Source organism: Streptomyces sp. NBC_00122 (assembly GCF_045160845.1).
Taxonomy (GTDB): Bacteria; Actinomycetota; Actinomycetes; order Streptomycetales; family Streptomycetaceae; genus Streptomyces.
This window is the reverse complement of record NZ_CP108191.1, coordinates 6,753,670-6,777,489: the sequence shown is the minus strand read 5'-3', so window position 1 is coordinate 6,777,489 and position 23,820 is coordinate 6,753,670. Positions and strand designations below refer to the sequence as shown.

Genomic DNA, 23,820 nt, shown 5'->3' with positions numbered 1-23,820 from the left:
GAGGCGGGGAGGGCCACAGGGGCTGGCTGCCCGGGCGGGCGCCCGCCGATGCGCGGTGCGGGCGGTTTTCAACGGATCGGCCGCACGGTGCGGCGGCCGGGGCGCGCACGGGGGCCGCGAGACGATGCACGGATGCCAGACACCTTCACCAGCCGGACCATCGACGTCCGCACCGGCACGTCGGAAACCGTCCACGACCTGACCACCGCGTGCGCGGAGTTCTTGAGAGGGGCCGCCCGGGGGCGGGACGGGCTGCTCAACGTGTTCACCCCGCACGCGACGGCGGGACTCGCCGTCATCGAGACGGGCGCCGGCAGCGACGACGACCTGCTGGGGGCCCTGCGTACGCTGCTGCCCGCGGACGACCGCTGGCAGCACCGGCACGGCTCCCCCGGGCACGGCCGCGACCACGTGCTGCCCGCGTTCGTGCCGCCGCACATGACCCTTCCGGTGGTCGGCGGCGAGCTCGCGCTGGGGACCTGGCAGTCGGTCGTACTGGTCGACACCAACCGGGACAACCCCGACCGCACGGTGCGGCTGTCCTTCCTGGGCTGATCCCGGTACGGGCGCCCGCCCGACCGGCACGTCCGTCCGTGTGTGGTGGCTTTCCCCGGGCGGCCCGATGCTGGAGTCATGGGCGCCCAACGCGACGCAGGCGTCGGCCGCGGCCCCGCGAGCGTCACACAGCGCGCGGTGCGCACCACCCTCGCCGCGTGTGCCGGGTTCTTTGTATGCCTGTACGGGCTGGACCGGACCGTGGCGGCGACGTACGCCCTGTTCTCGGTGGTGTCCCTGGGGGCCCTTTCCCACATCCCCGGCACCGGGCGCCAGCGGGCGGCCGTCATGGTCAAGGCCACGCCCGTGGCCTGGGTGCTGATCACGGCCGGCACCTACCTCGCGGTGCGGACCTGGAGCGCCGTGGCCGGCATGCTGCTGATCGGCTTCGTCCTGGCCTTCGTGGCGGCTGCCGGGCCCCGGGCGGCGGGAGCCGCTCCCGGGCTGCAGCTGCTCTACATCCTGCCGTGCTTCCCGCCCTACGCACCGGACACCCTCGGCGACCGTCTCGCGGGGGCGACCTTCGGCCTCGCACTGCTGCTCCTCGCCGAGATCTTCGTGCTGCCCGAGCCGCCCACCCGCGCCTACCGGCTACTGGCCGCCGAGGCGGCCGGCACCGCGGCCCTCTGTGCCGCCGAGCTCGGCCGCGCACCGTACACGCTGTCCGCCGCTTCGACGGAGGCGGCCCGGGCGGCCGGAGAGTCGCTGCGGCCCTCCCGGGTCGCCGAGGCCGACCGCCCCGCCGGGCCGGGCCTGCGGGACCGCGCCCTCGCCCACGCGGGCATGGTCTGCCGCACGCTCCTCGGCCGGCTGGCGAACCTTCCCCCGCCGCCCGGCGGCGGCCCGCCTCCGGCGCAGGGGTCCGACCTGCTCTTCGCGGTCGGCGGGGCCGCCACCGAGAGCGCGGCCCTGCTGAACGGAACGGACGAGGCGACCGACGCGGCCGGCGCCCTGCGGCGCGTACGGGAGGATGCCGCGGAAGCCGCCGCGGTGGAGCAGCTCTCGACCGCGGCACGGGGCCGGCGCCGGGCGGCGCTGATGGAGGCGGCGGCCGCCGCCGTGGCCTTCACGACGGCGTCCGAACTGGCGGTACGGGGCCGGCGCGCGCCGCTGCCGGCCGAGACCGACCGGGCCCGCTTCTGGTACGCCGGTCAGCGTGCGCCCCGCCTGTGGTGGCACCGGCTGGTGGCACACGCCGGGCCTCGGTCCGTGTACTTCCAGAACGCCGTACGGATCAGCTTCGCGCTCGCCGCCGCCCGTACGGTCGCGGGCGTGGACTCATTGCCCCACGGCTTCTGGGCGATGCTGGCCGTCCTCAGCCTGACCCGGACCACGGCCTCCCAGACCCGCGCGACCGTGCGTCAGGCACTCACCGGCACGCTGCTCGGCGCCCTGGTCACCGCGGTCCTGCTGTTCCTGATCGGCGGCCGTACCACCGTCTACGCCGTCGCCCTGCCGGTCATCATGCTGATCGCGTTCCGGGTGGGGCCGGTACGGGGCGTGGGCTGGGCCCAGGGCATGTTCACCCTCGTCGTGGCCTTCGTCTTCGCGCAGCTGGCACCGGTGACGTGGCAACTGGCCGAGGTGAGGTTCCTGGACGTGATCGTCGGCAGCCTCATCGGCGTCGTGTTCGGGCTGCTCGCCTGGCCCCGGGGCGCGCAGGAGGAACTGCACAGGGCGGTCGCGCTGCTGCTGACGCGGGCCGCCGAGACGGTCGAGAGCGCCTCGGCCGCCGCGGTGGCGGGCCGACCGGGACGTACCCTCGACGACCGGCCGCTCCGGAAGGCGCTGCTGCTGGCGGAGTCCGCGTTCGCGCAGCGGCAGGGCGAGCCCCGCGGGCCCGCCGACGCCGCGCCGGACTGGCAGGCGGCCATGATGGCGGGCCATCACGTGCTGTGGGGATCGCGGCGGGTGCTCGGCCACGGGGGGCCGGCCCTCGACGAGGACAACGGGGCGTGGCTGCACGGCCGGGCCGACGGGGTGACCAGGCGGCTGCGCGAGGCCGCGCGATGGGCGGGTACGGGCCTGGCGCCGGGCGGAGCACCCGGGCCCGGCGGCGGGCTCACGCCCGGGCCCGATGGCGGCCCGAATGCCGGGCCGGACGCCGGGTCCGATGTGCCGCCGCACGTCGCCCCACTGCGGTTCTTCACCGCCCTCGCCTGGCTCGATTCGCTCGCCACCGACATCGAGCGCATGACGGCATCCGACCGCTCCCCCGGCCCGGCCGGCCCGGCCTGATCACCTCGGCGCCGGACGGGCGGCCCCCACTGCCGGGAGCCGTCCGCCCGGTGTGGACCGGTGGGTCAGGGGGCCATCTCGTACGCCCCGGCCAGTGCCTCCACGCGCGCCCAGACGCGCGCCGAGCGGTCGGCGTCGACGACCGGGCGCCGGACCGCGCCGAGGGCCCAGCTCTGCTGGTCCGCGGTGGCGGAGTCCTTGCCGTACAGCTCCACCGCGTGCTCGGAGAAGTCGCGCACGAGGACCCCGAACAGCTCGTCGAGCACGTCCTCGTCCAGACCGGACAGCTGTGCCTGCTCCAGGATCAGCTGGCCGTGCACGACCAGCGCGAACAGCTGGCCCACGGCCAGAAGGAGATCGAGGTCCCGGCTCTGCTCCTCGCCGGGGGCGGCGGTCGTGACGAACTCGCACAGGGCGTCGGCCTGTTCGCGGAAGCGGCCGACGTTGGGCACGGCCGCGTGCGCGTCGAAGGCCGTGCGCCAGTCGTGGAAGCGTACGGAGCCCAGGCCGCGGGCCGGGCCCTGGCGGAAGAGGAAGTCGTCGTCGGCCGCGTCCAGGCGGGTCGGCACGGCCGGGTACTCGACCGGCTCCAGCAGGTGGTTGCGCATGAACTTGAGGATCAGGGCCAGGTTGACGTGGACCGTGCCCTCCAGCTTCGGAAGGCCGCGGATCTCGACCGCCGCCTGGGCGAAGTAGGTGTCCTTCTCGAAGCCCTTCGCCGCGATGACGTCCCACATCAGGTCGATGACCTTCTCGCCCTCCGTGGTCACCTTCATCTTGGTCATCGGGTTGAACAGCAGGTACCGGCGGTCGTCGGGCCCGGCCGAGCGGAAGTAGTCGACGGCGCGGTCGCTGAACAGCTTCATGCCGACGAGGCGGACGTAGGCGTCGGTCAGCTCGCGGCGCACGTGCGGGAAGGCGGTGACGGGGCGTCCGTAGAGGATGCGGCCCTGCGCATGGGTGACGGCCTCGTACATCGCGTGCTCGCAGATGCCGATGGACGCGGTGCAGAGGTTGAACTTGCCGACGTTGACCGTGTTGAGCGCGGCGTCGAAGGCGGCGCGGCCGGTGTGCAGGACGTCGTCGGCGCCGACCGGATAGTCGACGAGCCGGAACTCGCTGACGTACTTGGAGGAGTCGACGACGTTCTTCACGAGCTGGTACGCGGGGTGGCGGCTGTCGGCGGCGAAGAAGACGTAGCCGTCGGGGCCGTCGATGTCGGTGCGGCGGCCGAACACGGAGACGAGACCCGCGGCGTTGCCGTTGCCGATGTAGTACTTGGACCCGCTGGCCCGGAATCCGCCGTCGCCATCGGGCTCCAGCAGCATGTCGGTCGAGTAGATGTCGGCGCCGTGGGCCTTCTCGGAGAGGCCGAAGGCGAACACCTCGCCCTCGCGCAGGAGTTCCGCCGCACGGCTGCGGGCGGCGGCGTTGTCGCTCTGCCAGACCGGCCCGAGACCGAGGATGGTGACCTGCCAGGCGTACCAGTAGTCCAGGCCGTAGAAGCCGAAGATCTCGTTGAGCGCGGCGATCCGTGCGGTGTCCCAGCGCTTGTCCGGCTCGTCCTGGCCCGCGGCGGGGGCCGGGGTCAGGAAGGTCGCGAAGAGCCCCTCCTTCGCGGAGAACGCGAGGAAGTCCCCCAGCCACGCGCGCGAGCGGTAGTCCTCGATCAGCCTGCGCTTGCCGCGGTCCTCGAACCAGTCGACGGTGGCGCGCAGCAGCCTGCGCGTCTCGGGGTCGAAATGCGCGGGGTCGTAGGTGCGCGGGTTGAACAGCAGCGGGTCGGTCATGGAGGTTCGCCTTTCGGTGGTGGATGAGGGGTGCGGGATGAGGGGTGCGGGGTGAGACGTACGGGGTGAGCGGTGCGGGTGATCAGGGGGCCGCGGTCCGCCGGAGCGTGGCCAGTACGTCCTCCAGCCAGGCGAGCTGCATCCGCTCGTAGGCGATGCCGCCGCGGAGAACGACGTGCTGGAGCTCCCGCCCGGCGTCCGGCGCCGCGGGAGCGTCAGAGCCGGTGAAGTCGCGCAGCTCTCCCGCGAGGTAGTGCGTGAGCCGGTCGGCGTGCGCGCGGTGGTGCCGTTCGACCTCGCGGATCAGTGCGGCCGGGTCGTCGAAGGCCGCGCCGCGGATCTTCACGGCGAGTTCGTGCCGGACGCTGTCGGGCTGGATCGGCTCGTGGAGCCAACCGGAGAGGGCGGCCCGGCCCGCCGCGGCGACGGAGTACTCCTTCTTGTCCGGCCTCGTCTGCTGGGGCACCTCGCGGACGTCGAGCCAGCCGTCGCCCTCCATGCGCTTGAGCACGCGGTAGATCTGCTGGTGGGTGGCGGTCCAGAAGTAACCGATGGACCGGTCGAACCGGCGGGCCAGCTCATATCCGGAGCCAGGCTGCTCCAGCAGGGAGACGAGGATCGCGTGCTCAAGTGCCATGCCTCCGATCCTTCTATGCAACTCGTTGCATAGACAAGCGTCACCGCCCCGGTGAGACGCGGCTCACGGCGCCGGCTCCCGGGTCCGCACCGATGGCCGGCCGCGGCCCGTCGAGGAGCAAGTCGGCGTTCACCCGGGCGCGTTGCCGTCGCGGGAATCGGGTTAGATTCCTAGAAACTGTTTCTAATTCGAGCGGGGCTGACGTGTTAGAGCTCAGGGGGAGCGGGGCCGAGCCTCTGGAGGCGGGGGATCCGCACCGGATCGGGTCGATTCCGCTGGCGGGCAGGCTCGGGGCCGGAGGCATGGGGCGGGTGTACCTCGGGGTCCACGAGGGCCGGTACGTCGCCGTCAAGCAGCTGCTGGCCTCCGTCGTCGGCGAGGACGAGGACTTCGTGCGCCGTTTCGGGCACGAACTGGACAATCTCGCCCGGCTTCCGGCGGAGGCCACCGCGCCGCTGCTCGCCAGCGACCGCACCGCGAGGCCCCCGTGGTTCGCCACCGCCTACATCCCCGGGCTCACCCTGCGGGAAGCCGTCGGGCTGCACGGCGGCCCACTGCCCGCGCAGGCCCTGTGGCTGCTGCTGCGGGAAGCGGCGGCGGGCCTGGCGGCGGTGCACGCGCTGGACATGGTGCACCGGGACCTCAAGCCGTCCAACGTCATGCTGACCCTCGACGGCCTCACCCTCATCGACTTCGGCGTCGCCCGGGCCGCCGAGCAGAGCCAGCTGACCAGGACCGGCATGGTCGTGGGCACGCCCGCCTACATGGCACCCGAACAAGCCTCGGGCACACGGCGGCTGAGCGGCGCCACCGACGTGTTCGCGCTGGGCTCGGTGCTGGCGTACGCCGCGTGCGGACAGCCGCCCTTCGGCGACGAGTCGGGGCCCGGGGTGCTGTACCGCATCGTCCACGAGGAGCCCGACCTGGAGCCGTTGCGGGAGCTGGAACCGGAGCTCGCCGAGCTCGTCGCGGCCTGTCTCGACAAAGACCCCGAAGGCAGGCCCACCGCCGCCGAACTCCTCGAACGCGCCGAACAGCACATCCCGGCCACCGCGCCGCCATGGCCGGCGGCCGTCGCCGAGCGCCTGGCCGAGCGGGCCGCCTTCGCCGCGAACGTGCAGGCGGTCGACGTACCGACAGTCCCCCTCACCGGCGAAAACCCCGAACCGGAAGGGCTGAAGGGACCGGAGAAGGAGCCGGAGAAGGCCCCCGGGGCGGAGCCCACCCCCGCGGTGGAGCCCCTTCCGGCACGGCCCGAGCCGCGGCCCGAACGGCCTGAACGGCGCCGCCGTACCCGCGTCTTCCTCGCCGTCGTCCCCGTCGTCGTGGTCGCGGGCGGTACGACACTCGCGATCCAGCACCTCCCGAACACGACCTCGCCGCAGGCCGGGGCCCGGACCACCCCGTCCGTCCAGATCACGGCGCCGGGCGACCCGACGGCCCCGCCGGCGAGCGGCAGCCCGTCCGGGACGGCGTCACCCGCGCAGTCGCCCGCCCAGGACAAGCCCGAGGGGGACGGCAGCGACAAGGGCCGGGCCGGGCCGGGCGGCGCCCCGGTCGCGGTCGCCGGGGGCGCCGGAACCGGCCCCGGAGGCGGAGCGCGAGCGGCGGTCAGAGCGGCTCGGGCGGATCCGGAAGCTCCGCGAACGCGGGCGGCACCGGCACCACGCGCCCCACCGGCGGCGGGACGACCACCGCCCCCACGGCCCCGGCGCCCCCGGAATCCGGCACCTACCGCTACCGCAACGGCAACAACAGCAAGTGCATCACCCAGATCTACGGTGCCTCGGACTTCGGCGACTGCGCGAACGCGACCGCCCGATGGACCGTGCAGAGCACGTCGGACGGCAGTTTCAAGCTCGTCAACCAGCAGAGCGGCGGGTGCCTGTACTCCAACGGTCTCGGCCAGGCCGTCTTCGTGGGCGACTGCGCCCAGGACTTCGGCCGACTGTGGCGTACGGGTTCGGGCGGCAGCCTGCGCAGCGACTACGGCGGCGGCTGCCTCGACCTGGGCATGGCCAGCGGCCTGGTGACGAAGACGTGCGGCGGGGAGGCGTCACAGCGCTGGACGAGGCAGACCTAGGCGGACCCGGGCGGACCCGACCCGGGCGGACGGGACACCTCCCGGGTCTGCCGCCCCGGCTACCGGCCCGCGGGGTCCTGCTCGTACGGGAACCGGGCGAGCGGGGCCTCGCGCTGGAAGAACGTCTTCGCTCGGATCGCCGCGCGCTCGTCGTCGCGTACCTGGCCGGGGCGGGAGCCGTTGCCGAGCAGCACACCGCCGAACCGCATCCGCAGGTACGCGGCGGTGTGGTTGAGGCTGGTCGCCAGACCGTCGGCGACCACCTCGTCCTCGTCCGCCATGACCGTCACCCCCCACAGGGTCCGGCCCGCCATCCGCTGCTTGAAGTCCAGGCCGGGCACCGCGAGCCAGCCCGACCAGTAGTCGAGGTAGCGCTTGGTGTGCGCGGAAAGGGCGTACCAGTACAAGGGCGAGGCGATGACGATGTCGGTGGCCTCCAGGGTGGCCCGGCGCAGTTGTTCCTCGTGCTCGCCGACGGTCCAGGAGCCGGTGTCGTGCCGCCCGTCCTGGAAGTCGGGCAGCGGCAGCCGGGCCAGGTCCACCCAGCGCTGCGGGACGCCGGCGGGCAGCTGTTCGGCGGCCGCCCGCGCCAGGATCTCGGTGTTGCCGTCCGGACGGGAGCTGCCGAGGACGAAGAGGAACGAGCGGTCTGCGTCGCGGGGCGTCTCGGTGGTCATGTCTGCTCCGGTCGTCGGACCCCCGGGCACCAGGGGGAATCGGATGCTTCCACCCCTCCAACCCCCCGGGTCTCAAAGGTTATTCCGGCAGACGGCAGGGCGAACTCGACCTAGGCGCAGGCCGGGCACAGCCCGCGGTAGGTGATCTCGACCTCGGACACCGTGAAGCCGAACCGCTCCTCGGCCGGGAGGCCGGCCAGCGCGTCGCCGGCCGGGCGGACGTCGCGGATGAGGCCGCAGTCGGAGCACACCAGGTGCTGGTGCGGTTGGTGCGCGTTCGGGTCGTAGCGCTTCGCACGCCCGTTGGTGGAGACCTCCACGACCTCGCCGAGGGAGACGAGCTCGCCCAGGGCGTTGTAGACCGTCGCGCGGGAGATCTCGGGCAGCAGCCGCACCGCGCGGGCGTGCACCTCGTCGGCGGTGAGGTGCACGTGCTCTCCGTCGAGGACCTCCGCGACGACCCGCCGCTGGGACGTCATCCGCCAGCCACGCCCCCGCAGCCGCTCCAGCAGGTCACTCATATATCGGTTCCCCTCTTCGGTTCGGTGGGATGCCCCGGCGTGTGTGCGCAGACGTCCGGGATCCGACGGCATATGGGGTTGGCGGCCTTCTTGACTTGGATTCTGTCCATCGTAGGATCGGTTTCACAGATAGCAAAGAGGCAGGACGACTCCACAGCGGCGGGAGACAGAGACGTGACGGACCACCGCCGAGGAGCCCAGCGGTGCCGGCATGCCGCAGGTGACGGCCGCTCGCGTCCCACTTGTTCGAGACCGTCCGGGACGGTGACCACCTCGGCGTCGAGGAGATCGACACGGCCGAGGACATGTGCCGGGGCCCGGAGCCCCGGCTGTTCCACCGCATTCAGTTCCTGAACACCGCGATCCGCCTGGTACGGAAGGATTCCCATGTCCGAGAACCATGATGCAATCGTCGTAGACGCGAAGGCCGAGGGCGTAGGTGGCTGCCCGGTCGCGCACGGGCGCGCGCCGCACCCGACGCAGGGCGGCGGAAACCGCCAGTGGTGGCCCGAGCGGCTCAACCTGAAGATCCTCGCCAAGAACCCGGCCGTCGCCAACCCGCTCGGCGAGGAGTTCGACTACGCCGCGGCGTTCCAGACCCTCGATCTCCCGGCGGTCAAGCAGGACATCGCGGAGGTGCTGACGACCTCGCAGGACTGGTGGCCCGCCGACTTCGGCCACTACGGCCCGTTCATGATCCGGATGGCCTGGCACAGCGCCGGCACCTACCGGATCAGCGACGGCCGCGGCGGCGCCGGGGCCGGCCAGCAGCGCTTCGCCCCCCTGAACAGCTGGCCGGACAACGGCAACCTCGACAAGGCCCGCCGTCTGCTGTGGCCGGTCAAGAAGAAGTACGGCCAGAGCCTCTCGTGGGCCGACCTGATGATCCTCACCGGTAACGTCGCCCTGGAGCAGATGGGCTTCGAGACCTTCGGCTTCGGCGGTGGCCGCGCCGACGTCTGGGAGCCCGACGAGGACGTCTACTGGGGTCCCGAGACCACCTGGCTCGACGACGAGCGCTACACCGGCGAACGCGAGCTGGAGAACCCCCTGGGCGCGGTCCAGATGGGGCTCATCTACGTCAACCCCGAGGGCCCGAACGGCAACCCGGACCCGCTCGCCGCGGCCCGCGACATCCGTGAGACCTTCCGCCGGATGGCGATGAACGACGAGGAGACCGTCGCCCTGATCGCGGGCGGTCACACCTTCGGCAAGACCCACGGCGCGGGTCCCGCGGAGAACGTCGGCGCCGATCCCGAAGCCGCCTCGATAGAGGAGCAGGGCCTCGGCTGGAAGAACGCCTACGGCACCGGCAAGGGCGCCGACGCGATCACCAGTGGTCTCGAAGGCATCTGGACGAACACCCCGACCGCCTGGGACAACAGCTTCTTCGACATCCTGTTCGGCTACGAGTGGGAGCTGTTCAAGAGCCCCGCCGGCGCCCACCAGTGGCGGCCGAAGGAGGGCGCCGGGGCGGGCACCGTGCCCGACGCCCACGACCCGTCGAAGAGCCACGCCCCGACGATGCTCACCACCGACCTGTCGCTGCGGTTCGACCCGGCCTACGAGCAGATCTCGCGGCGCTTCCACGAGGACCCCGCCGAGTTCGCGGACGCCTTCGCCCGCGCGTGGTTCAAGCTGACCCACCGCGACATGGGCCCGGTCGTGCGCTACCTCGGCCCCGAGGTCCCGGCCGAGACGCTCCTGTGGCAGGACCCCCTGCCCGCCGTCACGCACGAGCTCGTCGACGCCGCGGACATCGCCTCCCTCAAGAGCCGGATCCTCGCGTCGGACCTGTCGGTGTCCCAGCTCGTCTCCACCGCGTGGGCGGCGGCCTCGTCCTTCCGCGGCAGCGACAAGCGCGGCGGCGCCAACGGTGCGCGCATCCGCCTCCAGCCGCAGAGCGGGTGGGAGGTCAACGAGCCCGACGAGCTCGCCACCGTCCTGCGGACCCTGACGGGGATCCAGGAAGCCTTCAACGCCGCGCAGACCGGCGGCAAGCGGATCTCGCTCGCCGACCTCATCGTGCTGGCCGGCGGCGCGGCCGTCGAGCAGGCCGCCAAGGACGCCGGCTCCGAGATCACGGTCCCCTTCGCACCGGGCCGCGCGGACGCCTCGCAGGAGCAGACCGACGTGGAGTCCTTCGCCGCGCTGGAGCCGACCGCCGACGGGTTCCGCAACTACCTCGGGAAGGGCAACCGGCTGCCTGCCGAGTACCTGCTGCTCGACCGGGCGAACCTGCTGGCCCTGAGCGCCCCCGAGCTGACGGTCCTCATCGGTGGCCTGCGCGTCCTCGGCGCGAACCACCAGCAGTCCGCGCACGGTGTCTTCACCACGACCCCCGGGTCCCTGACGAACGACTTCTTCGTCAACCTGCTCGACCTGGGCACGGCGTGGACGGCAACGTCCGGGGACGCGAACACCTTCGAGGGCCGCGACGCCGCCACGGGCGAGGTCAAGTGGACGGGCACCCGTGCCGACCTCGTCTTCGGGTCGAACTCCGAGCTGCGCGCGCTCGCGGAGGTCTACGCGAGCGATGACGCGAAGCAGAAGTTCGTGAAGGACTTCGTCGCGGCGTGGGACAAGGTCATGAACCTCGACCGGTTCGACCTCGCCTGATCAGCGGGTCCGGGCCGGCCCCGCCGGCCGGCCCGGACCTCCTCGGCGGAATTCCGCTACGCGGAAGCCCTGCCCCGGCCCGTGGGCCCGCCGTTCGTGGGCGGGTACTCCGGCCTCGCCGGTATCGACGGCCGCGCGGGCGCCGAGGGCGCCGAGGGCAGCGGCGGGAGGGACGGCTCGTACAGCCAGGCCGAGAACACGTCGTCCATCGGCGTGGCCGCGTACCGGACCACATGGTTGGTGAAGCCGGCGGTGGTCACCACTCCGTGGCGGTGGATGGTGGCCCAGTCACGCAGCATGCGGAAGAACGCGCCGTCGCCCAGGGCGCAGCGGATCGCGTGCACGGCGAGCCCCCCGCGCTGGTACAGGCGGTCGTCGAACATCAGCTTGCGGCCCGGGTCGACCACGTGCAGGTCCTGTGCCTGCGAGGCGAGCAGCCGGTGTGCGGCGGCCGCCAGCTCGTGCGCGGTGCGTCCGCCGGAGCGCTCCGACCAGAGCCATTCCGCGTACTTCGCGAAGCCCTCGTTCAGCCAGATGTGCCGCCAGTCGGCGATGGTCACGCTGTTGCCGAACCACTGGTGCGCGAGCTCGTGGGCGATCAGGCGCTCCGAACCGCGTACGCCGTCCACGTGGTTGGCGCCGAACAGGGAGAGGCCCTGGGCCTCCACGGGGACGTCGAGTTCCTCGTCGGCGACGACCACCGCGTACTCGCCGAAGGGATAGGGCCCGAACAGTTCCTCGAACAGCTGCATCATCGCGGGCTGCCGGGCGAAGTCGCGGGAGAACCGCGGCAGCAGGTGCGCCGGCACGTGGGCGCTCTGCGCAACGCCACCGAGCCCGGGATCGCCGAGCAGCACCGTCTGGTACATGCCGATGGACAGGCCGACCAGGTAGCTGGAGGTCGGCGCGGACTGCTCGTACACCCAGGTGGTGGTACTGGCCTTCGTCGTCCGGGTGAGCAGCCGGCCGCAGGCCACCACCGTGTAGGCGGAGGGCGTGTTGACGGAGATCTGGTACGAGGCCTTGTCGGCGGGACGGTCGTTGCACGGATACCAGGAGGGCGCGCCGACCGGCTGGCTGGCGACCAGCGCCCCGTCGGTCAGTTCCTCCCAGCCGAGGCCGCCCCACGGGCTCCGCACCGGCTTGGGGTTGCCCGCCCAGTGCACCTCCACGGTGAAGGCGGCGCCCGCCGGAAGCGGCTTGGCCGGCCGGATACGGAGTTTGCCGCCCCGGTGCGCGTAGTGCGGGGCCCGGCCGTTCACCAGCACCCGGCCCACTTTGAACTCGGCCAGGTTGAGGTGGAACTCGGTGAGGGGCGCCCGCCCGGCGATCGCGCTGAGCCGGGCCGACCCGGCGAGCCGGTTGGGGCCGGGACGGTATTCCAGAGCGAGTTCGTACCGGTGCACGCGGTAACGGGGGTCTCCGTTGGCCGGAAAGTACGGGTCCGATGCCGCTGTCTTCTGGCCGCTCACTGCCGCTTCCGCTCCCTGCGCTGTGCTCGTACGACGTGCTGGTTCTGTCGAGGACGGGCCGCCGTTCTCAGGACCGCCACGCCTCGATCGGATTGCCCAGCCAGCGGGTGTCGGCGGGGACGGATTCCCCGGCCATCACGAGTGACGCGGGACCCAGTGTGCTGCGGGCCCCGACCGTGCTCCCGGGCAGGACGATTCCGCCCGGGCCCAGGGTGGCGCCCTCACGGAGAACCACAGTATCCGTCCTCAAGATCCGGTCATGGAAGAGGTGGGTCTGGAGCACACAGCCACGGTTCACGCTGACGGCGTCGCCCAGCACCACCAGGTCCGTCTCGGGCAGCCAGTAGCTCTCGCACCACACGCCCCGGCCGATCCGCGCCCCGAGTCCGCGCAGCCACAGGGCCAGCAGCGGCGTACCGGGCACCGATCCGACCAGCCACGGCACGGCCAGTACCTCGACGAAGGTGTCGGCCAGCTCGTTGCGCCATACGAAGCCGCTCCACAGGGGGTGCTCCCCCGTTCGGTGCCGGCCCACCAGCAGCCACTTCGCGGTCACGGCGACCGCACACGCGGCCGCACCGGCGGCGAGCAGGGTCGCTCCGGACAGCAGCGCCGCTCCCCAGATCCCCAGGCCGCTCGCCGTGATCAGCGCGCAGAGCGCCGCCACGGTCAGCACGGCCAGGGCGGCCGAGCAGAACACCGGGACGAGTCGGCACAGCTCCACCAGTCCGCGCGCCCACAGCAGCCGCGCGGGCGGGTCGTACGTCCGGCTCCGGTCGGCATCCGAGGCGGAACGCGGCAGCCGGACCGGCGGCAGGCCCAGGTACGAGCTGCCCTTCTTGGCCTTCTTCGGGGTGGCGGACAGCACGCCGACCAGCCCGTCGTCCGGTACGTTGCGGCCCGGCGCGGTCATTCCGGAGTTGCCGAGGAAGGCCCGGCGGCCGATCTCGGAGTGTCCGATCCGCATCCAGCCGCCGCCCAGTTCGTACGGGGCGGTCAGGGTGTCGTCGGCGAGGAAGGCGCCTTCGCCGACGGTGGTGAGGCTCGGCAGCGCGAGCACGGTGGACACCTCCGCGCCGCGGCCGATCTTCATGCCGAGCAGCCGCAGCCACACCGGTGTGATCAGCCCGGCGTACAGCGGGAAGAGGGTTTCCCTGGACAGGTCCATCAGCTGGGTGACCGTCCAGGCCTGCCAGCCGATCCGGCTGTGCGTCGGATGGTTTCCCGTACGCAGCCCGAGGCTCAGCAGCCGTACCGAGACCAGCAGGAGCAGCGCGTACGCGAACCCGTACGCGAGCGCCCCGGGCACCACGGCGAGCAGCGCCCCGCGCAGGGCGTCGGCAAGGCTCGCGTCGGCCGGCACGAACCGGCTCAGCACGAGCAGGGCGGGCAGGGTGGCGAGCACGGGCAGGGCCGTGAGGCCGAAGCCGGCCGCCCCGTATGCGGCCCGCCAGGGGAGCCCGCGCGGCGGGCGTTCCTTGGGCCAGTTCCGCTTGGCCCTGCCCAGCTTGCCGGCGGGCGCTCCGGCCCAGCGCTGGCCTGTGGGGATCTGGCCGACCACGGCGGAGCCGGGGGCCACCTCGGCGCGCTTGCCGACGCGCGCGCCGGGGAAGAGGATGCTGCGGGTGCCGACCACGGCGCCCGCGCCGACCTTGACCGGGCCGATTTCGAGGCGGTCGCCGTCCAGCCAGTGCCCGGAGAGGTCCACCTCGGACTCGACGGCGCAGCCGCGGCCGAGCTTGAGCATGCCCGTGACCGGGGGCAGCGAGTGCAGGTCCACCTCGGGGCCGATCTTGGCACCGAGAGCGCGTGCGTAGCGCTCCAGCCAGGACCCGGTGAGTGAGGTCGCGCCGACGTACTCCGCCAGCCGCTCGGCCGTCCACAGCCTCAGGTGGACGCTTCCGCCGCGGGGGTGGCGTCCCGCCTTCACCCCGCGCAGCAGCAGGCGAGCGCCGCCGGCCGCGATCGCGAGGCGGCCCGGCGGGCTGAAGAGCAGCACCACGCCGGCGGCGACCAGCCACCAGGAGGCGGTCGGCGCCCACGGAAAGGGCCCGAACAGGTGCAGCACGTTGCCCAGGGCCAGCAGCGCCACGGTCCAGCGCAGGCCGACCAGGGTGAACAGCGGGAGCAGCAGGAGCGACTGGATCACCTTGGACCGCAGCGGGACCGGGAGGATGGTCCGGGCCGCGCCGTCGTCCTGTACGGACTTCTCCAGCCGCCGGGCCAGCTTGCGCAGGGTGGGCTGCTGGTAGATGTCGAGCACCGCCGCGCTCGGGTAGCGCGTGCGCAGCCGGGTGGTGAGCTGGGCGGCGGCGAGGCTGTTGCCGCCGATCGCGAAGAAGTCGTCGGCGGCGCCGGTGACGGCCACGCCGAGGGTCTCGCTCCACTGCTCGGCGAGCCAGGCCTCGGTTCCGTACAGTTGTTCGACTGGGCCGGTGGTCTCCAGTTCGGGCAGCGGCCAGGGCAGCGCGTCCCGGTCCACCTTGCCGGAGGTACGGGTCGGCAGCTCGTCGACCGGCGCGAGCAGCGGTACGAGGGCGGCGGGCAGCTCGGCGCGCAGCCGCTCCACGGCCGCCGCGCGGTCCCAGCCCTCCTGGGTGACCAGGTAGCCGACGAGCAGCTGGTTGCCGCTGCGCGCCGTGCGCACGGCGGCGGCGGCGCCGGCGACGCCGGGCAGGGCCTGCAGTGCGGAATCCACCTCGCCCAGCTCGATCCGGCGGCCGCCCAGCTTGATCTGCTCGTCGCCGCGGCCGAGGAAGACCAGCCCCTCCGGTTCCGCGCGGACGAGGTCACCGCTGCGGTAGGCGCGCTCCCAGCCGAGGGATTCCAGTGGGGCGTACTTCTCGGCGTCCTTCTCGGGGTCGAGGTAGCGGGCCAGGCCGACGCCGCCGATCACGAGCTGGCCGCTGCCGCCCATCGGCACCGGCTCACCGGACTCGTCGACCACGGCCAGTTCCCAGCCGTTCAGCGGAAGGCCGATCCGGATCGGCTCCTCGCCGGTCAGCAGCGAGGCGCAGGCGACGACGGTGGCCTCGGTGGGGCCGTACGTGTTCCAGACCTCGCGGCCCTCGGTGACCAGGCGCTGGGTCAGCTCGGGCGGGCAGGCCTCGCCGCCGAAGATCAGCAGCCGGACCTCACCCAGGTCGTCCGGCTCCCAGAGCGCGGCCAGTGTCGGCACCGTGGAGACCACGGTGATCTCCTGTTCCACCAGCCAGGGACCGAGGTCGGCGCCGCTGCGCACCTGGGAGCGGGGTACGGGCACGAGGCAGGCTCCGTGGCGCCAGGCCAGCCACATCTCCTCGCAGGAGGCGTCGAAGGCCACGGACAGTCCGGCCATGACCCGGTCGCCGGGTGCGATCGGCTCCTCGGCGAGGAACAGCGCGGCTTCGGCGTCCACGAAGGCGGCGGCGCTGCGATGGCTGACGGCGACGCCCTTGGGCTTGCCGGTGGAGCCGGAGGTGAAGATGATCCAGGCGTCGTGCTCGGGGCCGGGCCGCGCGGCGGAAGGGGTACGGGCGTCCGCGTGGCCGGTGGTGTCGATGCGCGCTCCGGCGCCCAGCACGGCCCGCACCCCGGCCTCGCCGAAGACCAGCTCGGCGCGCTCGTCCGGGTCCTCGGCGTCGACGGGCACGTAGGCGGCACCTGCGGCGAGGACGGCGAGGATGGCCACGTACAGCTCGTTGGTCCCGGACGGCACGCGTACGCCGACCCGGTCACCGAGCCCCACTCCGGCGGCCGCGAGGGCGCGCCGACGGCGCTCGACCTCGACGGCCAGTGTCCGGTAGGTCAGCCGGGCGGAGCCGTCGTCCAGGGCGAGCTCGTCGGGGTACTCCCGTACGGAGGCCTCGAAGACGTCGACGAGGGTACGCGGCGGGGCGGCGGGCCCGGCGGACAACCGGGCGGACTTGCCGGACTCCTCGTACGTCCCCTCGTACGACTCCTCGTGCGTCTCCCGGTGCGTCTCACCCTCGTCGAGCAGAGTGAGTTCACCACGCTCAGGTGTGGCTGCCATCGGCCCTCGTGTCTCGTTTCCGGAAAACCTCCGGGTCGCCGGGCGGAGCCCGGGTTTGCCCAGGTTGTTCCGGTCCAGCGCCAAACAGCCCTCCAGTCTAGTGCGTCGTCAAGGATTTTCCGGTTGAACCCTTGCGCGTGGCTGGGAAGGAACGGTATTGCGCATCGCCTAGTCTGCGAGAACTGACATCTCATGAGGAAAGGGGAATGTCATGCCTTCTCGACTTAATCCTTACATCAGCTTCGACGGCAACGCCCGCCAGGCCATGGAGTTCTACAAGAGGACCTTCGGCGGCATCCTCACGCTGAACACGTACGGTGACTTCGGCGGGCAGGAGGCCGGGAACGCCGGAGGGCCTCCCGGCGAGGCCGCTGAAAGGATCATGCACGGCATCCTCGAGACCGACAGCGGATTCACCCTGATGGCTGCCGACAACCCACCGGGAACGACGCACAAGCCCGGGAACAACATCGCGGTGAGCCTGAGCGGTGACGACGCCGGCGAACTGCGCGGTTACTGGGACGGTCTCTCCGCCGACGGCACGGTCGCGGTCCCGCTGGACAAGCAGATGTGGGGCGACGTCTTCGGCATGTGCACGGACCGCTTCGGCATCACCTGGATGGTCAACATCAGCGCCCAGCAGGCCTGATTCGACATGCGGGCGGTCCCGCAGGTCGGAAGACTGGAGACATGGCAGACAAGGCAGCGCTTGAAGGCGGCCCGGACGACCTGCGCGAGCGGATCGTCCCGGCCCCCGCCCCCGGAGAAGACCTGAAGATCCCGCACCTCGGCGGATACGAGCACTTCAGGCCCACGTCGCGGCACCGGGCCGGACCGGAGGGCGAGCTGCCCGTGTACGAGTGGTGGGAGCGGACGGAGATCGCCGAGTAGAGCGGTGACCGCGTCGTATCACCCGCCCGCTGCACGCGCGGCACGCGCCGCCACAGGGCACGGCACGGCCGGCGCCAGGGCCGGCTCCGCATCAACGGCTCGCCCGGCGGGAGCCGTTGGGAGGCGCCGAGGACGGTGCGGGCCGAGCCTCGCGGCCGGTCGCCCGCGCCGGAGCTACGGTGAGGAAGTCCCCCGCCCTGCGACCTGCAGATGAGGCTGACAGCTGTGTCGACGTCGAGCCATGAACTCTTTGGTGCACCGTGCTGGGTCAGCCTGATGACTCGGGATCTGGACTCCGCCCGGCGGTTCTACGGCGCCGTGCTGGGCTGGGAATTCCGCAGCACGCGCATCGGTGACGGTTTCACGGTCGCCCTGCGCGACGGAACTCCCGTCGCGGGCATGGGCGCGCTGGCCGAGGGCCTCAGTGTGCCGGTGGCGTGGACGCCGTACTTCGCCGTCGACGACGCCGACGCCACCGCCGCGCGCATCCGCGAACGCGGCGCGACCATGGCCGTCGGCCCTCTCGCCTTCGGCACCGGGCGGGCCGCCCTGGCAGCGGACCCCGCCGGGGCCGTCTTCGGCTTCTGGCAGGGCGAGGTCATCCCGGACTGGGCGGTGGGCCGGGGAAGCGCTCCGGCGTGGCTGGAACTGCGTACGCGCGACGCGTTCGCCGCGGCCATCTTCTACGGCGAGGTCCTCGACTGGGCCGCCGAGCGGCCCGGCTCGTGCACCGTCTCCTACGAGCACGACCACGTCGTGCTGCGGCACGGTCACGAAACCGTCGCGCGGATCAACGGTGGCGCTCTGGAGGAGGCCCCCGACCCGCTGGTCCGCCCCCGCTGGCACGTCCACTTCCACGTACCCGATCTGGAGCGTGCGGCGGACGCCGCCACCGCACTGGGCGGCCGGATCGCCGGTCCCGTCCGTACGACGAGCGCCGAGCGCTCGGTGACCCTCGGCGACCCCGAGGGCGCCCTCTTCACCGTGATGAGCCCCCAGCGCCCATCGGCCTGACTGCTGCGCCGCCTCGCGGCCGCGCCGTCAGTACACGAGCTTGTACGACACGTCCTTCTTCGCGTCCGGGTACGGCGCGTTGTCGGGGTAGACGAGCCGGATCATGGTGAAGCGCCGGACATGGTCGCGTTCCGGCCAGGGCTGCGGTTTGCTCAGGGTCACGGTCACCGGGTAGGGGTGGAAGCGGCCTGCGGCGCAGTTGGGGCTGCAGTCGTTCACCATGTCGGTACCGGTGGCCGTCGCGGTCCGCTGCCCCCAGGTGTCCCAGCGCAGCTCCACGAGGCGGTTGTTGCCGTCCCCGCAGGCCAGCAGGTATTCCTCCGGTCGCACCTGGGCCTGGTCGAAGCAGTCGGCGACCACGACCGTTCCCGGCTTCGGGGTCGGGGCCGGTGCGGCCCCCGGCTGCGCGGAGGCCGGAACGGCGGCCGCCACGAGGGCCACTGCCGCGCACAACAAGGTGGCCGTCCGCACCCTGGGGCGGGGTGCACTGGCGAGCCGGCCGTCTCCTGAAGTCACCACGAGACCCTCCTCGTCTGTCCCACCGTCCACGCTGCTCGGCCATGCCCAGCTTCCCCCATCCGGGCGGACGGCGCACCCCGAGCCGCCGTGTCCCGGGCGGGCGTCCGCCTGGCTGAACAGCGGACGGCCCGTCACGCGTTCGCGGCGGGCCTGTCCTTCTCTCGGCCTAGAAGACCGTGGCCAGGAGGCCGCTCCCCGGCTCGCCCGCGCGGGCTGTCCGGCTCGGGGCGCTGCCGGCCACGACGAGGGCGAGCAGCACGGTGGCGGCCTCGCTCTGCAGGATCCGCGCGGCCTGCTGGAGACGGTACGGATCCGGGGCGGGGAGCGACAGGGCGAGGCACTCGGCGTTCCGGCCGGCGGTGATGGGGACCGCGGCGCACACCGTGCCCAGCGCGTATTCCTGCACGTCCAGCAGGGGTTGGTCGGGCTCGCGTGCGTCGAGCTGGTGGAAGAGCGTCTGGTGGCTGGTGATGGTGTGGGAGGTGAACCGGACGGCCCCGTGCCGGGACAGGTGGTCCCGTCGGCCCTCGTGGTCGAGCTGCGTCAGCAACGCCTTGCCGACGGCGGAGGCGTGCGCCGCCGTCCTGAAGTCCACCCATTCCTCCACCAGCGGTGTGGCCGGGCCGTCGGCATACTGGGTGATGGAAATGTCGCCATCGGTGTACCGGGCCACGTAGACGGCGGCGCCGACCGCGTCCCTCACCCACACCAGGGCCTCGTGGAGTTGCCCGCGCCGGTCCGCGTTCACCGCACCGGTCGGCAACAGGGCCCCACCCGCCACGTACGCGCCCGGCCCGATCGCGGTGGCGAGGTTCGCCCCGGTCAGCCGCTCCATCACCCGGGCCAGCACCAACCGGGGCAGTTTCGTCTCACGGGCGACCTGCGTCAGGCTCACGCCGCCCGAGTGGCGGTTGATGATCTCCAGGACACGCAAGGCCTGGTGAACGGATTCGAGCGCGGCGGACGCCGGCCGTCCCTCGGGGAACCTGCGTCCGGCCTGGGTCGGGCGGGGCGGCTTGAGTGCCTCGTGCGCCCACGCGTTCGCCTCGTCGGTCAGGCGCAGGGGATTGAGCCGGGCGTGCTGGGCGACGGCGACCGCGACGTGCGGGCCCGGGTGAAAGACCTCGCCGAGGTCCGGGTCCACCGAGCACAGCAGTGCGGTGACGGCCCCGCGCAGCTGTACGGGGAGCCGGTAGCCGGTGTGCCCGCAGCATCCGGGACCGCCCGCGAGGGTGGTGAGGTCCTGGGTGGTGATGGGCGGGGTGCTCCAGATGACCGATGCCCCGAGCGCGTCCTCCAGGTCATCGGGGATCCCGGGCAACGCGGACAGGCCTTCGTCCGCGGGCAGCAGCCCGGCCTGGCGCTTCCAGTGGCGGGCGGTGGCGACCTCGGCGCGGGCGAGGTGGTGGAGGTAGAGGCAGTGGGCACCGGTCCGCGAATCGGCTCCGGCCGCGTAACGGAACCAGAACTGCGCCCCCTCCGTCTTGCCGGCCAGGTGCAGGAGGCTGCCGAAGAGCAGCGCCGATTCCATGCTGTGGGGCCAGGATCCGGCGGCCAGGGCGAGCTGGGCGAAGGCCCTGTTCTCCACGAGGCGGCGGGTCAGGTCCTCCAGGCTCCTCGCGGCCCGTACATGGCAGGCGGCGTCGAGCACCAGGCGATCGGCCGACACCGAGGTCCCCTGTCCGGGCAGCGGCGCGGCGCCCCCCGCGCAGGCCTTCGTCTGGCGGGCGCGGTCGGCCACGACGCGGCGGGCGATCCGGCGGCGGGCGGCGTACTCGTCGTATCCGGCGTACTCCTCCGCCAGTACCGTCGCGTTCTCCAGGGCCGCGTCCAGTTCGCACAACTCCATGTCGCGGTCGCGTGTCATATCGCTCACTGGGCCTTCTCCTCTCCCGGGATCCAGTCCACCCCGAGCTTGCGGGACAGGGTTCGGCGTGCGCCGCGGATGTGCGAGCGGACGGTCGCGGGGGCGATGCCCATCATCCGGGCGACCGTGTCGTACTCGTTGCCCAGCAGGAAAGCCAGCAGCACCACGTCGTAGTGACGCTCGGGCAGGTCGGCGATGGCCGAGTACAGGCCGAGCTTGGACTCCAGCAGCTCCAGCCGTTCCCGGGAGGAACGGCGCAGAGCCGCGAACCAGGCCGTCTCCACCATCGCCACCGGCCGGTTCAGGGCGGCCATGCGCCGCTCGACGTGCTCCCGCAGCGCGGCCCAGGCGAAGGCGTGCAGGCTTGCCTCCTTCAGGGCGTGCGGCCACACCTTGAGCAGAAAGGTAAAGACGTCGTCGACCACGTCCTCGGCGTCCTTGCGGCCGCCCAGCTGAAGATGGGCGTAGCGCAGGTAGGCCCGGTGGTGCTGGGAGTGGAAGGCGGTGAAGTCCACCGGCAGCACCCCCACCAGCTCGCTGGAGACCGCCCGGTCTCCGGATGGGTCGAACTCGCCCTCACTCATGCACTCCTCCACAGCTGACATCAACGGCGAACACCCGGGACACGGTGGCGTCTATCAGCACGAGGGCGGCGATCTCGGCAACATTCACGTCGGCGGAAACCCTTCAAATGGCGTGTGCGAAACGGGCGTGCCTGCCCCCGGGCGCGGCAGCTGTGGAGCGTCGAGCGCCCCCTACGGACCACCCCATCGAAGAAAGCGCCCGTTCGTGCACGCCGCTGTCCGGAAATTTTCCGGATCGGGCGCATCCGGCCCTTCGCGCGCCCCTCACACCCACGCGCGCCGCTTCACACCCGCGCGCGCCGCCTCGCGTACGCGGGAGTCGCCTCGCGAACCCGGCAGCCGCCCCGCGGCGCGGGCGTCAGCGGGTGAGCGCCGTCGCCAGGAGCGGGTAGTCCAGTACCAGCCCGTCGTCGTCGAACTCGACGTCGCTGCGGAAGTCGCCGGACTCGTAGCGGATGCGCGCGCCGTGCTCGGCGCGGGCGAGGTGCGTGTACGTCTGCCGGTTCGCGCTGACGTCGAGGCCGGGGACGGAGACCCAGGCCATCAGGAAGTGGTGCGGGGCGGTTCCGGGCTGCCGGTGGAGGCCGTGACGGAGTACGGGCATGGTGTTGGTCACCGGGCACAGGCCCAGGTCGCAGTCGAGGGCGCCGTCGAGATCGGGCCGGTACTCGCCGTTCGCCGTCCAACGGCCCGCTTCGTTGCGCAGGTCCAGTGTCCGGGACGATGCCGCCGTCTCGACCGTGACGTGCAGGCGCGAGGTCACGTACGCGTCGGCGGTCTCCAGCGAGTACGTCACCCAGTACGGCTCGGGAACCAGGCCCACGGACCGCCCGCGCGCGGCGAGGCGGCTGCCGGTGAGGCCGAGCCAGGCCGTCGAGTACCCCCTGTCGGGGAAGATCTCCCAGGTGCGCGCGAGGTGACGAGTACTCATACGGGCGAGCCTACGTCGCGACGCCGTCCGCATACGGGAACGCAGCGCCCGGCCGCTCCCCGGCGACGGTGTGCGCGGGGCGCGCCGCAACCGGTGCCGAGCCAGTCGGAGAAGCGATGATGGACGCATGAACGAACACCGGTTCACCCTCGACTACGGCGACTCGACGGTCACTCCCGACGAACGGCGCCCACCCGTCTCCCGCCACCGCCTCCGCTTCGAGAACGTGAAGGGCGACGGCTGTACCGCCCCTGAGGGCAATAGCCGGCGGGCCGCATCGGACCTCGCCGTCGTCACCTGCGCGTGCGGCCTCGGCACCGAAGCGCTCGCGAGCGACGACGCGCGTCTCCTGTACGAGGAGCACCGCAATCTGATCCGCGACGAGATCACCGCCGGGGGCCGATCCTGACCGGCCGTCCGAGCGGCCGGCCGGTCCGCCGGGCAGGCACCGGTCACTGCACGGCGAAACCGTGTGGGTGGGCGGGGTCCTCGGGGCAGGCGAAGATGTTGAGCTTGCCGTAGTTGCCGACGGCGACCCCGGTCGGGCGGTTCGAGTCGGTCCCGGGGACGGCCCCGGCCTGCTGCGCCGGCCGCCAACTGGTGCTGTCGGAGCGCCACTCGTACGTATCGATCGTCAGGAGAAGCTCCATTCCGTGGCCGCAGCCGCGGCAGTCCATCGTCCCGGGGCCCGTGACGTTCCACGCGGCGTGCCCTCCGGCCTTCCAGCCGGGGGCGATGGACAGGTCGCTCTGGTAGCTCGGCCACGCGGAGGAGTCCTCGTCCTCCCCGTCGGAGGCCTCCTCGTCTGCGGCCTCCTCGTACGCGGCCTCCTCCTGGGCGTCTTCCCATTCCTCGACGCGCTCACCGAGCTCTCCGGTCAGCAGCTCGATGTAGGGGTACTCGGTGACCCGCTCCGGGTGCAGCACACACGGGTTCGGCACGTAGCCGTCGAAGCCGACGACCGTCGCCCGCGGCTGCTCCGCCAAGGCCTCGCGGACCTCTGCGGACCGGCGCCAGCGCAGCCGCACGTGCATGCCGTGACCTGTGGGACCGTGGCGGTCGAAGGGGCACCAGAACACCTGGAGCAGATCGCAGCCGTCGGGACCGGCGGGCAGGTCCGGGACGTCCCGGCTGTAGAGCTGGGCGACGGCGAGCAGCGGCCCGCTGTGTTCGTGCGGCTCGTCGCATGTCGGCCACGGCTCGTCGGCGGGCCACAGCAGCGGCCCGCCCACGTGGCTGTCGCCCGCCCCCGGGGAACCGGCGCGGGGGTGCAGCCGCGTTGCCGTACCCCGGTGGGCGGCCAGATCCGGGAACAGGGCCTCGACGTCCAGCGGCCGCGGCGGGGTGGTGAGGGTCATGGGGCAGAACCTACAAGGACCTCCCGCTGCCGGACGGGGGCGGGCGCGGCCC

At 72.5% G+C, this 23,820-nt stretch carries 18 protein-coding genes and 1 pseudogene; 8 read left to right on the top strand and 11 right to left on the bottom strand.

What is annotated here, in order from left to right; genetic code table 11:
• The first annotated feature begins 132 nt into the window (after nt 1–132).
• Together OG737_RS30880 and OG737_RS30875 are read left to right on the top strand one after the other, a co-directional pair.
• Nucleotides 133–555, top strand: coding sequence for a YjbQ family protein (locus OG737_RS30880; protein WP_328929487.1), 423 nt, complete (start codon nt 133–135; stop codon nt 553–555).
• 78 nt (nt 556–633) lie between these two features.
• On the top strand, nt 634–2,793 hold the full coding sequence (locus OG737_RS30875; protein WP_405922238.1) for an FUSC family protein: 2,160 nt from the start codon (nt 634–636) through the stop codon (nt 2,791–2,793).
• 65 nt (nt 2,794–2,858) lie between these two features.
• Here the strand turns inward: OG737_RS30875 and OG737_RS30870 are convergent, their stop codons facing one another.
• Together OG737_RS30870 and OG737_RS30865 are read right to left on the bottom strand one after the other, a co-directional pair.
• Complete coding sequence (locus OG737_RS30870) at nt 2,859–4,583, bottom strand: acyl-CoA dehydrogenase family protein (protein ID WP_328929485.1); 1,725 nt, start codon at nt 4,581–4,583, stop codon at nt 2,859–2,861.
• 82 nt (nt 4,584–4,665) lie between these two features.
• Entirely contained in the window at nt 4,666–5,220 is a 555-nt protein-coding gene (locus tag OG737_RS30865) for a PadR family transcriptional regulator (RefSeq protein ID WP_328929484.1), read from the bottom strand.
• Nucleotides 5,221–5,423: 203 nt separating this feature from the next.
• On the opposite strand from OG737_RS30865, the pseudogene OG737_RS30860 reads away from it, so the two are divergent.
• Nucleotides 5,424–7,303, top strand: a pseudogene (locus tag OG737_RS30860) (protein kinase domain-containing protein).
• A gap of 59 nt (nt 7,304–7,362) precedes the next feature.
• On the opposite strand, the gene OG737_RS30855 reads toward OG737_RS30860, so the two are convergent.
• Together OG737_RS30855 and OG737_RS30850 are read right to left on the bottom strand one after the other, a co-directional pair.
• Nucleotides 7,363–7,980: an NAD(P)H-dependent oxidoreductase gene (locus OG737_RS30855; protein WP_328929482.1), complete on the bottom strand. Its 618-nt coding sequence runs from the start codon at nt 7,978–7,980 to the stop codon at nt 7,363–7,365.
• Nucleotides 7,981–8,090: 110 nt separating this feature from the next.
• A complete protein-coding gene (locus OG737_RS30850; protein WP_328929481.1) occupies nt 8,091–8,501 on the bottom strand; it encodes a Fur family transcriptional regulator in 411 nt (136 codons plus the stop codon).
• A 387-nt stretch (nt 8,502–8,888) separates the two neighbouring features.
• Here OG737_RS30850 and katG point away from each other — a divergent pair, with 387 nt between their 5' ends.
• Complete coding sequence (katG, locus tag OG737_RS30845; RefSeq protein WP_328929479.1) at nt 8,889–11,120, top strand: catalase/peroxidase HPI; 2,232 nt, start codon at nt 8,889–8,891, stop codon at nt 11,118–11,120.
• 56 nt (nt 11,121–11,176) lie between these two features.
• Here the strand turns inward: katG and OG737_RS30840 are convergent, their stop codons facing one another.
• Both OG737_RS30840 and OG737_RS30835 read right to left on the bottom strand, forming a co-directional pair.
• On the bottom strand, nt 11,177–12,592 hold the full coding sequence (locus tag OG737_RS30840; RefSeq protein WP_328929478.1) for a M1 family metallopeptidase: 1,416 nt from the start codon (nt 12,590–12,592) through the stop codon (nt 11,177–11,179).
• A 67-nt stretch (nt 12,593–12,659) separates the two neighbouring features.
• On the bottom strand, nt 12,660–16,604 hold the full coding sequence (locus OG737_RS30835; RefSeq protein WP_328929477.1) for a Pls/PosA family non-ribosomal peptide synthetase: 3,945 nt from the start codon (nt 16,602–16,604) through the stop codon (nt 12,660–12,662).
• A gap of 211 nt (nt 16,605–16,815) precedes the next feature.
• Here OG737_RS30835 and OG737_RS30830 point away from each other — a divergent pair, with 211 nt between their 5' ends.
• The 3 genes from OG737_RS30830 (at nt 16,816) to OG737_RS30820 (ending at nt 18,509) form a co-directional block, all read left to right on the top strand.
• Nucleotides 16,816–17,253, top strand: a complete 438-nt coding sequence (locus tag OG737_RS30830) for a VOC family protein (protein WP_328929476.1) — start codon at nt 16,816–16,818, stop codon at nt 17,251–17,253.
• A gap of 41 nt (nt 17,254–17,294) precedes the next feature.
• Nucleotides 17,295–17,495: a DUF5988 family protein gene (locus OG737_RS30825; protein ID WP_328929475.1), complete on the top strand. Its 201-nt coding sequence runs from the start codon at nt 17,295–17,297 to the stop codon at nt 17,493–17,495.
• 276 nt (nt 17,496–17,771) lie between these two features.
• Nucleotides 17,772–18,509 (top strand): VOC family protein, encoded by a 738-nt coding sequence (locus tag OG737_RS30820; RefSeq protein ID WP_328929474.1) that lies wholly within the window; start codon nt 17,772–17,774, stop codon nt 18,507–18,509.
• A gap of 27 nt (nt 18,510–18,536) precedes the next feature.
• Here the strand turns inward: OG737_RS30820 and OG737_RS30815 are convergent, their stop codons facing one another.
• From OG737_RS30815 to OG737_RS30800, 4 genes are all read right to left on the bottom strand, one after another.
• On the bottom strand, nt 18,537–19,028 hold the full coding sequence (locus OG737_RS30815; RefSeq protein ID WP_405922237.1) for a hypothetical protein: 492 nt from the start codon (nt 19,026–19,028) through the stop codon (nt 18,537–18,539).
• 166 nt (nt 19,029–19,194) lie between these two features.
• The gene (locus OG737_RS30810) at nt 19,195–19,962 is read right to left on the bottom strand and encodes an IclR family transcriptional regulator C-terminal domain-containing protein (RefSeq protein ID WP_328930531.1); all 768 of its coding nucleotides are present in this window, start codon (nt 19,960–19,962) and stop codon (nt 19,195–19,197) included.
• A 938-nt stretch (nt 19,963–20,900) separates the two neighbouring features.
• Nucleotides 20,901–21,479, bottom strand: coding sequence for a sigma-70 family RNA polymerase sigma factor (locus OG737_RS30805; protein WP_328929472.1), 579 nt, complete (start codon nt 21,477–21,479; stop codon nt 20,901–20,903).
• Between the two features lie 358 nt (nt 21,480–21,837).
• Nucleotides 21,838–22,410, bottom strand: coding sequence for a putative glycolipid-binding domain-containing protein (locus tag OG737_RS30800; RefSeq protein WP_328929471.1), 573 nt, complete (start codon nt 22,408–22,410; stop codon nt 21,838–21,840).
• A gap of 127 nt (nt 22,411–22,537) precedes the next feature.
• On the opposite strand from OG737_RS30800, the gene OG737_RS30795 reads away from it, so the two are divergent.
• On the top strand, nt 22,538–22,819 hold the full coding sequence (locus OG737_RS30795; protein ID WP_328929470.1) for a hypothetical protein: 282 nt from the start codon (nt 22,538–22,540) through the stop codon (nt 22,817–22,819).
• A 43-nt stretch (nt 22,820–22,862) separates the two neighbouring features.
• Here OG737_RS30795 and OG737_RS30790 read toward each other — a convergent pair whose 3' ends face one another.
• Nucleotides 22,863–23,768, bottom strand: a complete 906-nt coding sequence (locus tag OG737_RS30790) for a hypothetical protein (RefSeq protein WP_405676857.1) — start codon at nt 23,766–23,768, stop codon at nt 22,863–22,865.
• Nucleotides 23,769–23,820 lie beyond the last annotated feature (52 nt).

Excerpts from the sequence above, each read along its gene's own strand:
- OG737_RS30855 (WP_328929482.1), bottom strand. The coding sequence starts at position 7,980 with ATGACCACCGAGACGCCCCGCGACGCAGACCGCTCGTTCCTCTTCGTC.
- OG737_RS30795 (WP_328929470.1), top strand. The coding sequence starts at position 22,538 with ATGAACGAACACCGGTTCACCCTCGACTACGGCGACTCGACGGTCACT.
- OG737_RS30830 (WP_328929476.1), top strand. The coding sequence starts at position 16,816 with ATGCCTTCTCGACTTAATCCTTACATCAGCTTCGACGGCAACGCCCGC.
- OG737_RS30880 (WP_328929487.1), top strand. The coding sequence starts at position 133 with ATGCCAGACACCTTCACCAGCCGGACCATCGACGTCCGCACCGGCACG.
- OG737_RS30790 (WP_405676857.1), bottom strand. The coding sequence starts at position 23,768 with ATGACCCTCACCACCCCGCCGCGGCCGCTGGACGTCGAGGCCCTGTTC.
- OG737_RS30800 (WP_328929471.1), bottom strand. The coding sequence starts at position 22,410 with ATGAGTACTCGTCACCTCGCGCGCACCTGGGAGATCTTCCCCGACAGG.
- OG737_RS30805 (WP_328929472.1), bottom strand. The coding sequence starts at position 21,479 with ATGAGTGAGGGCGAGTTCGACCCATCCGGAGACCGGGCGGTCTCCAGC.
- OG737_RS30820 (WP_328929474.1), top strand. The coding sequence starts at position 17,772 with ATGACTCGGGATCTGGACTCCGCCCGGCGGTTCTACGGCGCCGTGCTG.
- OG737_RS30850 (WP_328929481.1), bottom strand. The coding sequence starts at position 8,501 with ATGAGTGACCTGCTGGAGCGGCTGCGGGGGCGTGGCTGGCGGATGACG.
- OG737_RS30865 (WP_328929484.1), bottom strand. The coding sequence starts at position 5,220 with ATGGCACTTGAGCACGCGATCCTCGTCTCCCTGCTGGAGCAGCCTGGC.
- OG737_RS30875 (WP_405922238.1), top strand. The coding sequence starts at position 634 with ATGGGCGCCCAACGCGACGCAGGCGTCGGCCGCGGCCCCGCGAGCGTC.
- OG737_RS30835 (WP_328929477.1), bottom strand. The coding sequence starts at position 16,604 with ATGGCAGCCACACCTGAGCGTGGTGAACTCACTCTGCTCGACGAGGGT.
- OG737_RS30870 (WP_328929485.1), bottom strand. The coding sequence starts at position 4,583 with ATGACCGACCCGCTGCTGTTCAACCCGCGCACCTACGACCCCGCGCAT.
- katG (WP_328929479.1), top strand. The coding sequence starts at position 8,889 with ATGTCCGAGAACCATGATGCAATCGTCGTAGACGCGAAGGCCGAGGGC.
- OG737_RS30825 (WP_328929475.1), top strand. The coding sequence starts at position 17,295 with ATGGCAGACAAGGCAGCGCTTGAAGGCGGCCCGGACGACCTGCGCGAG.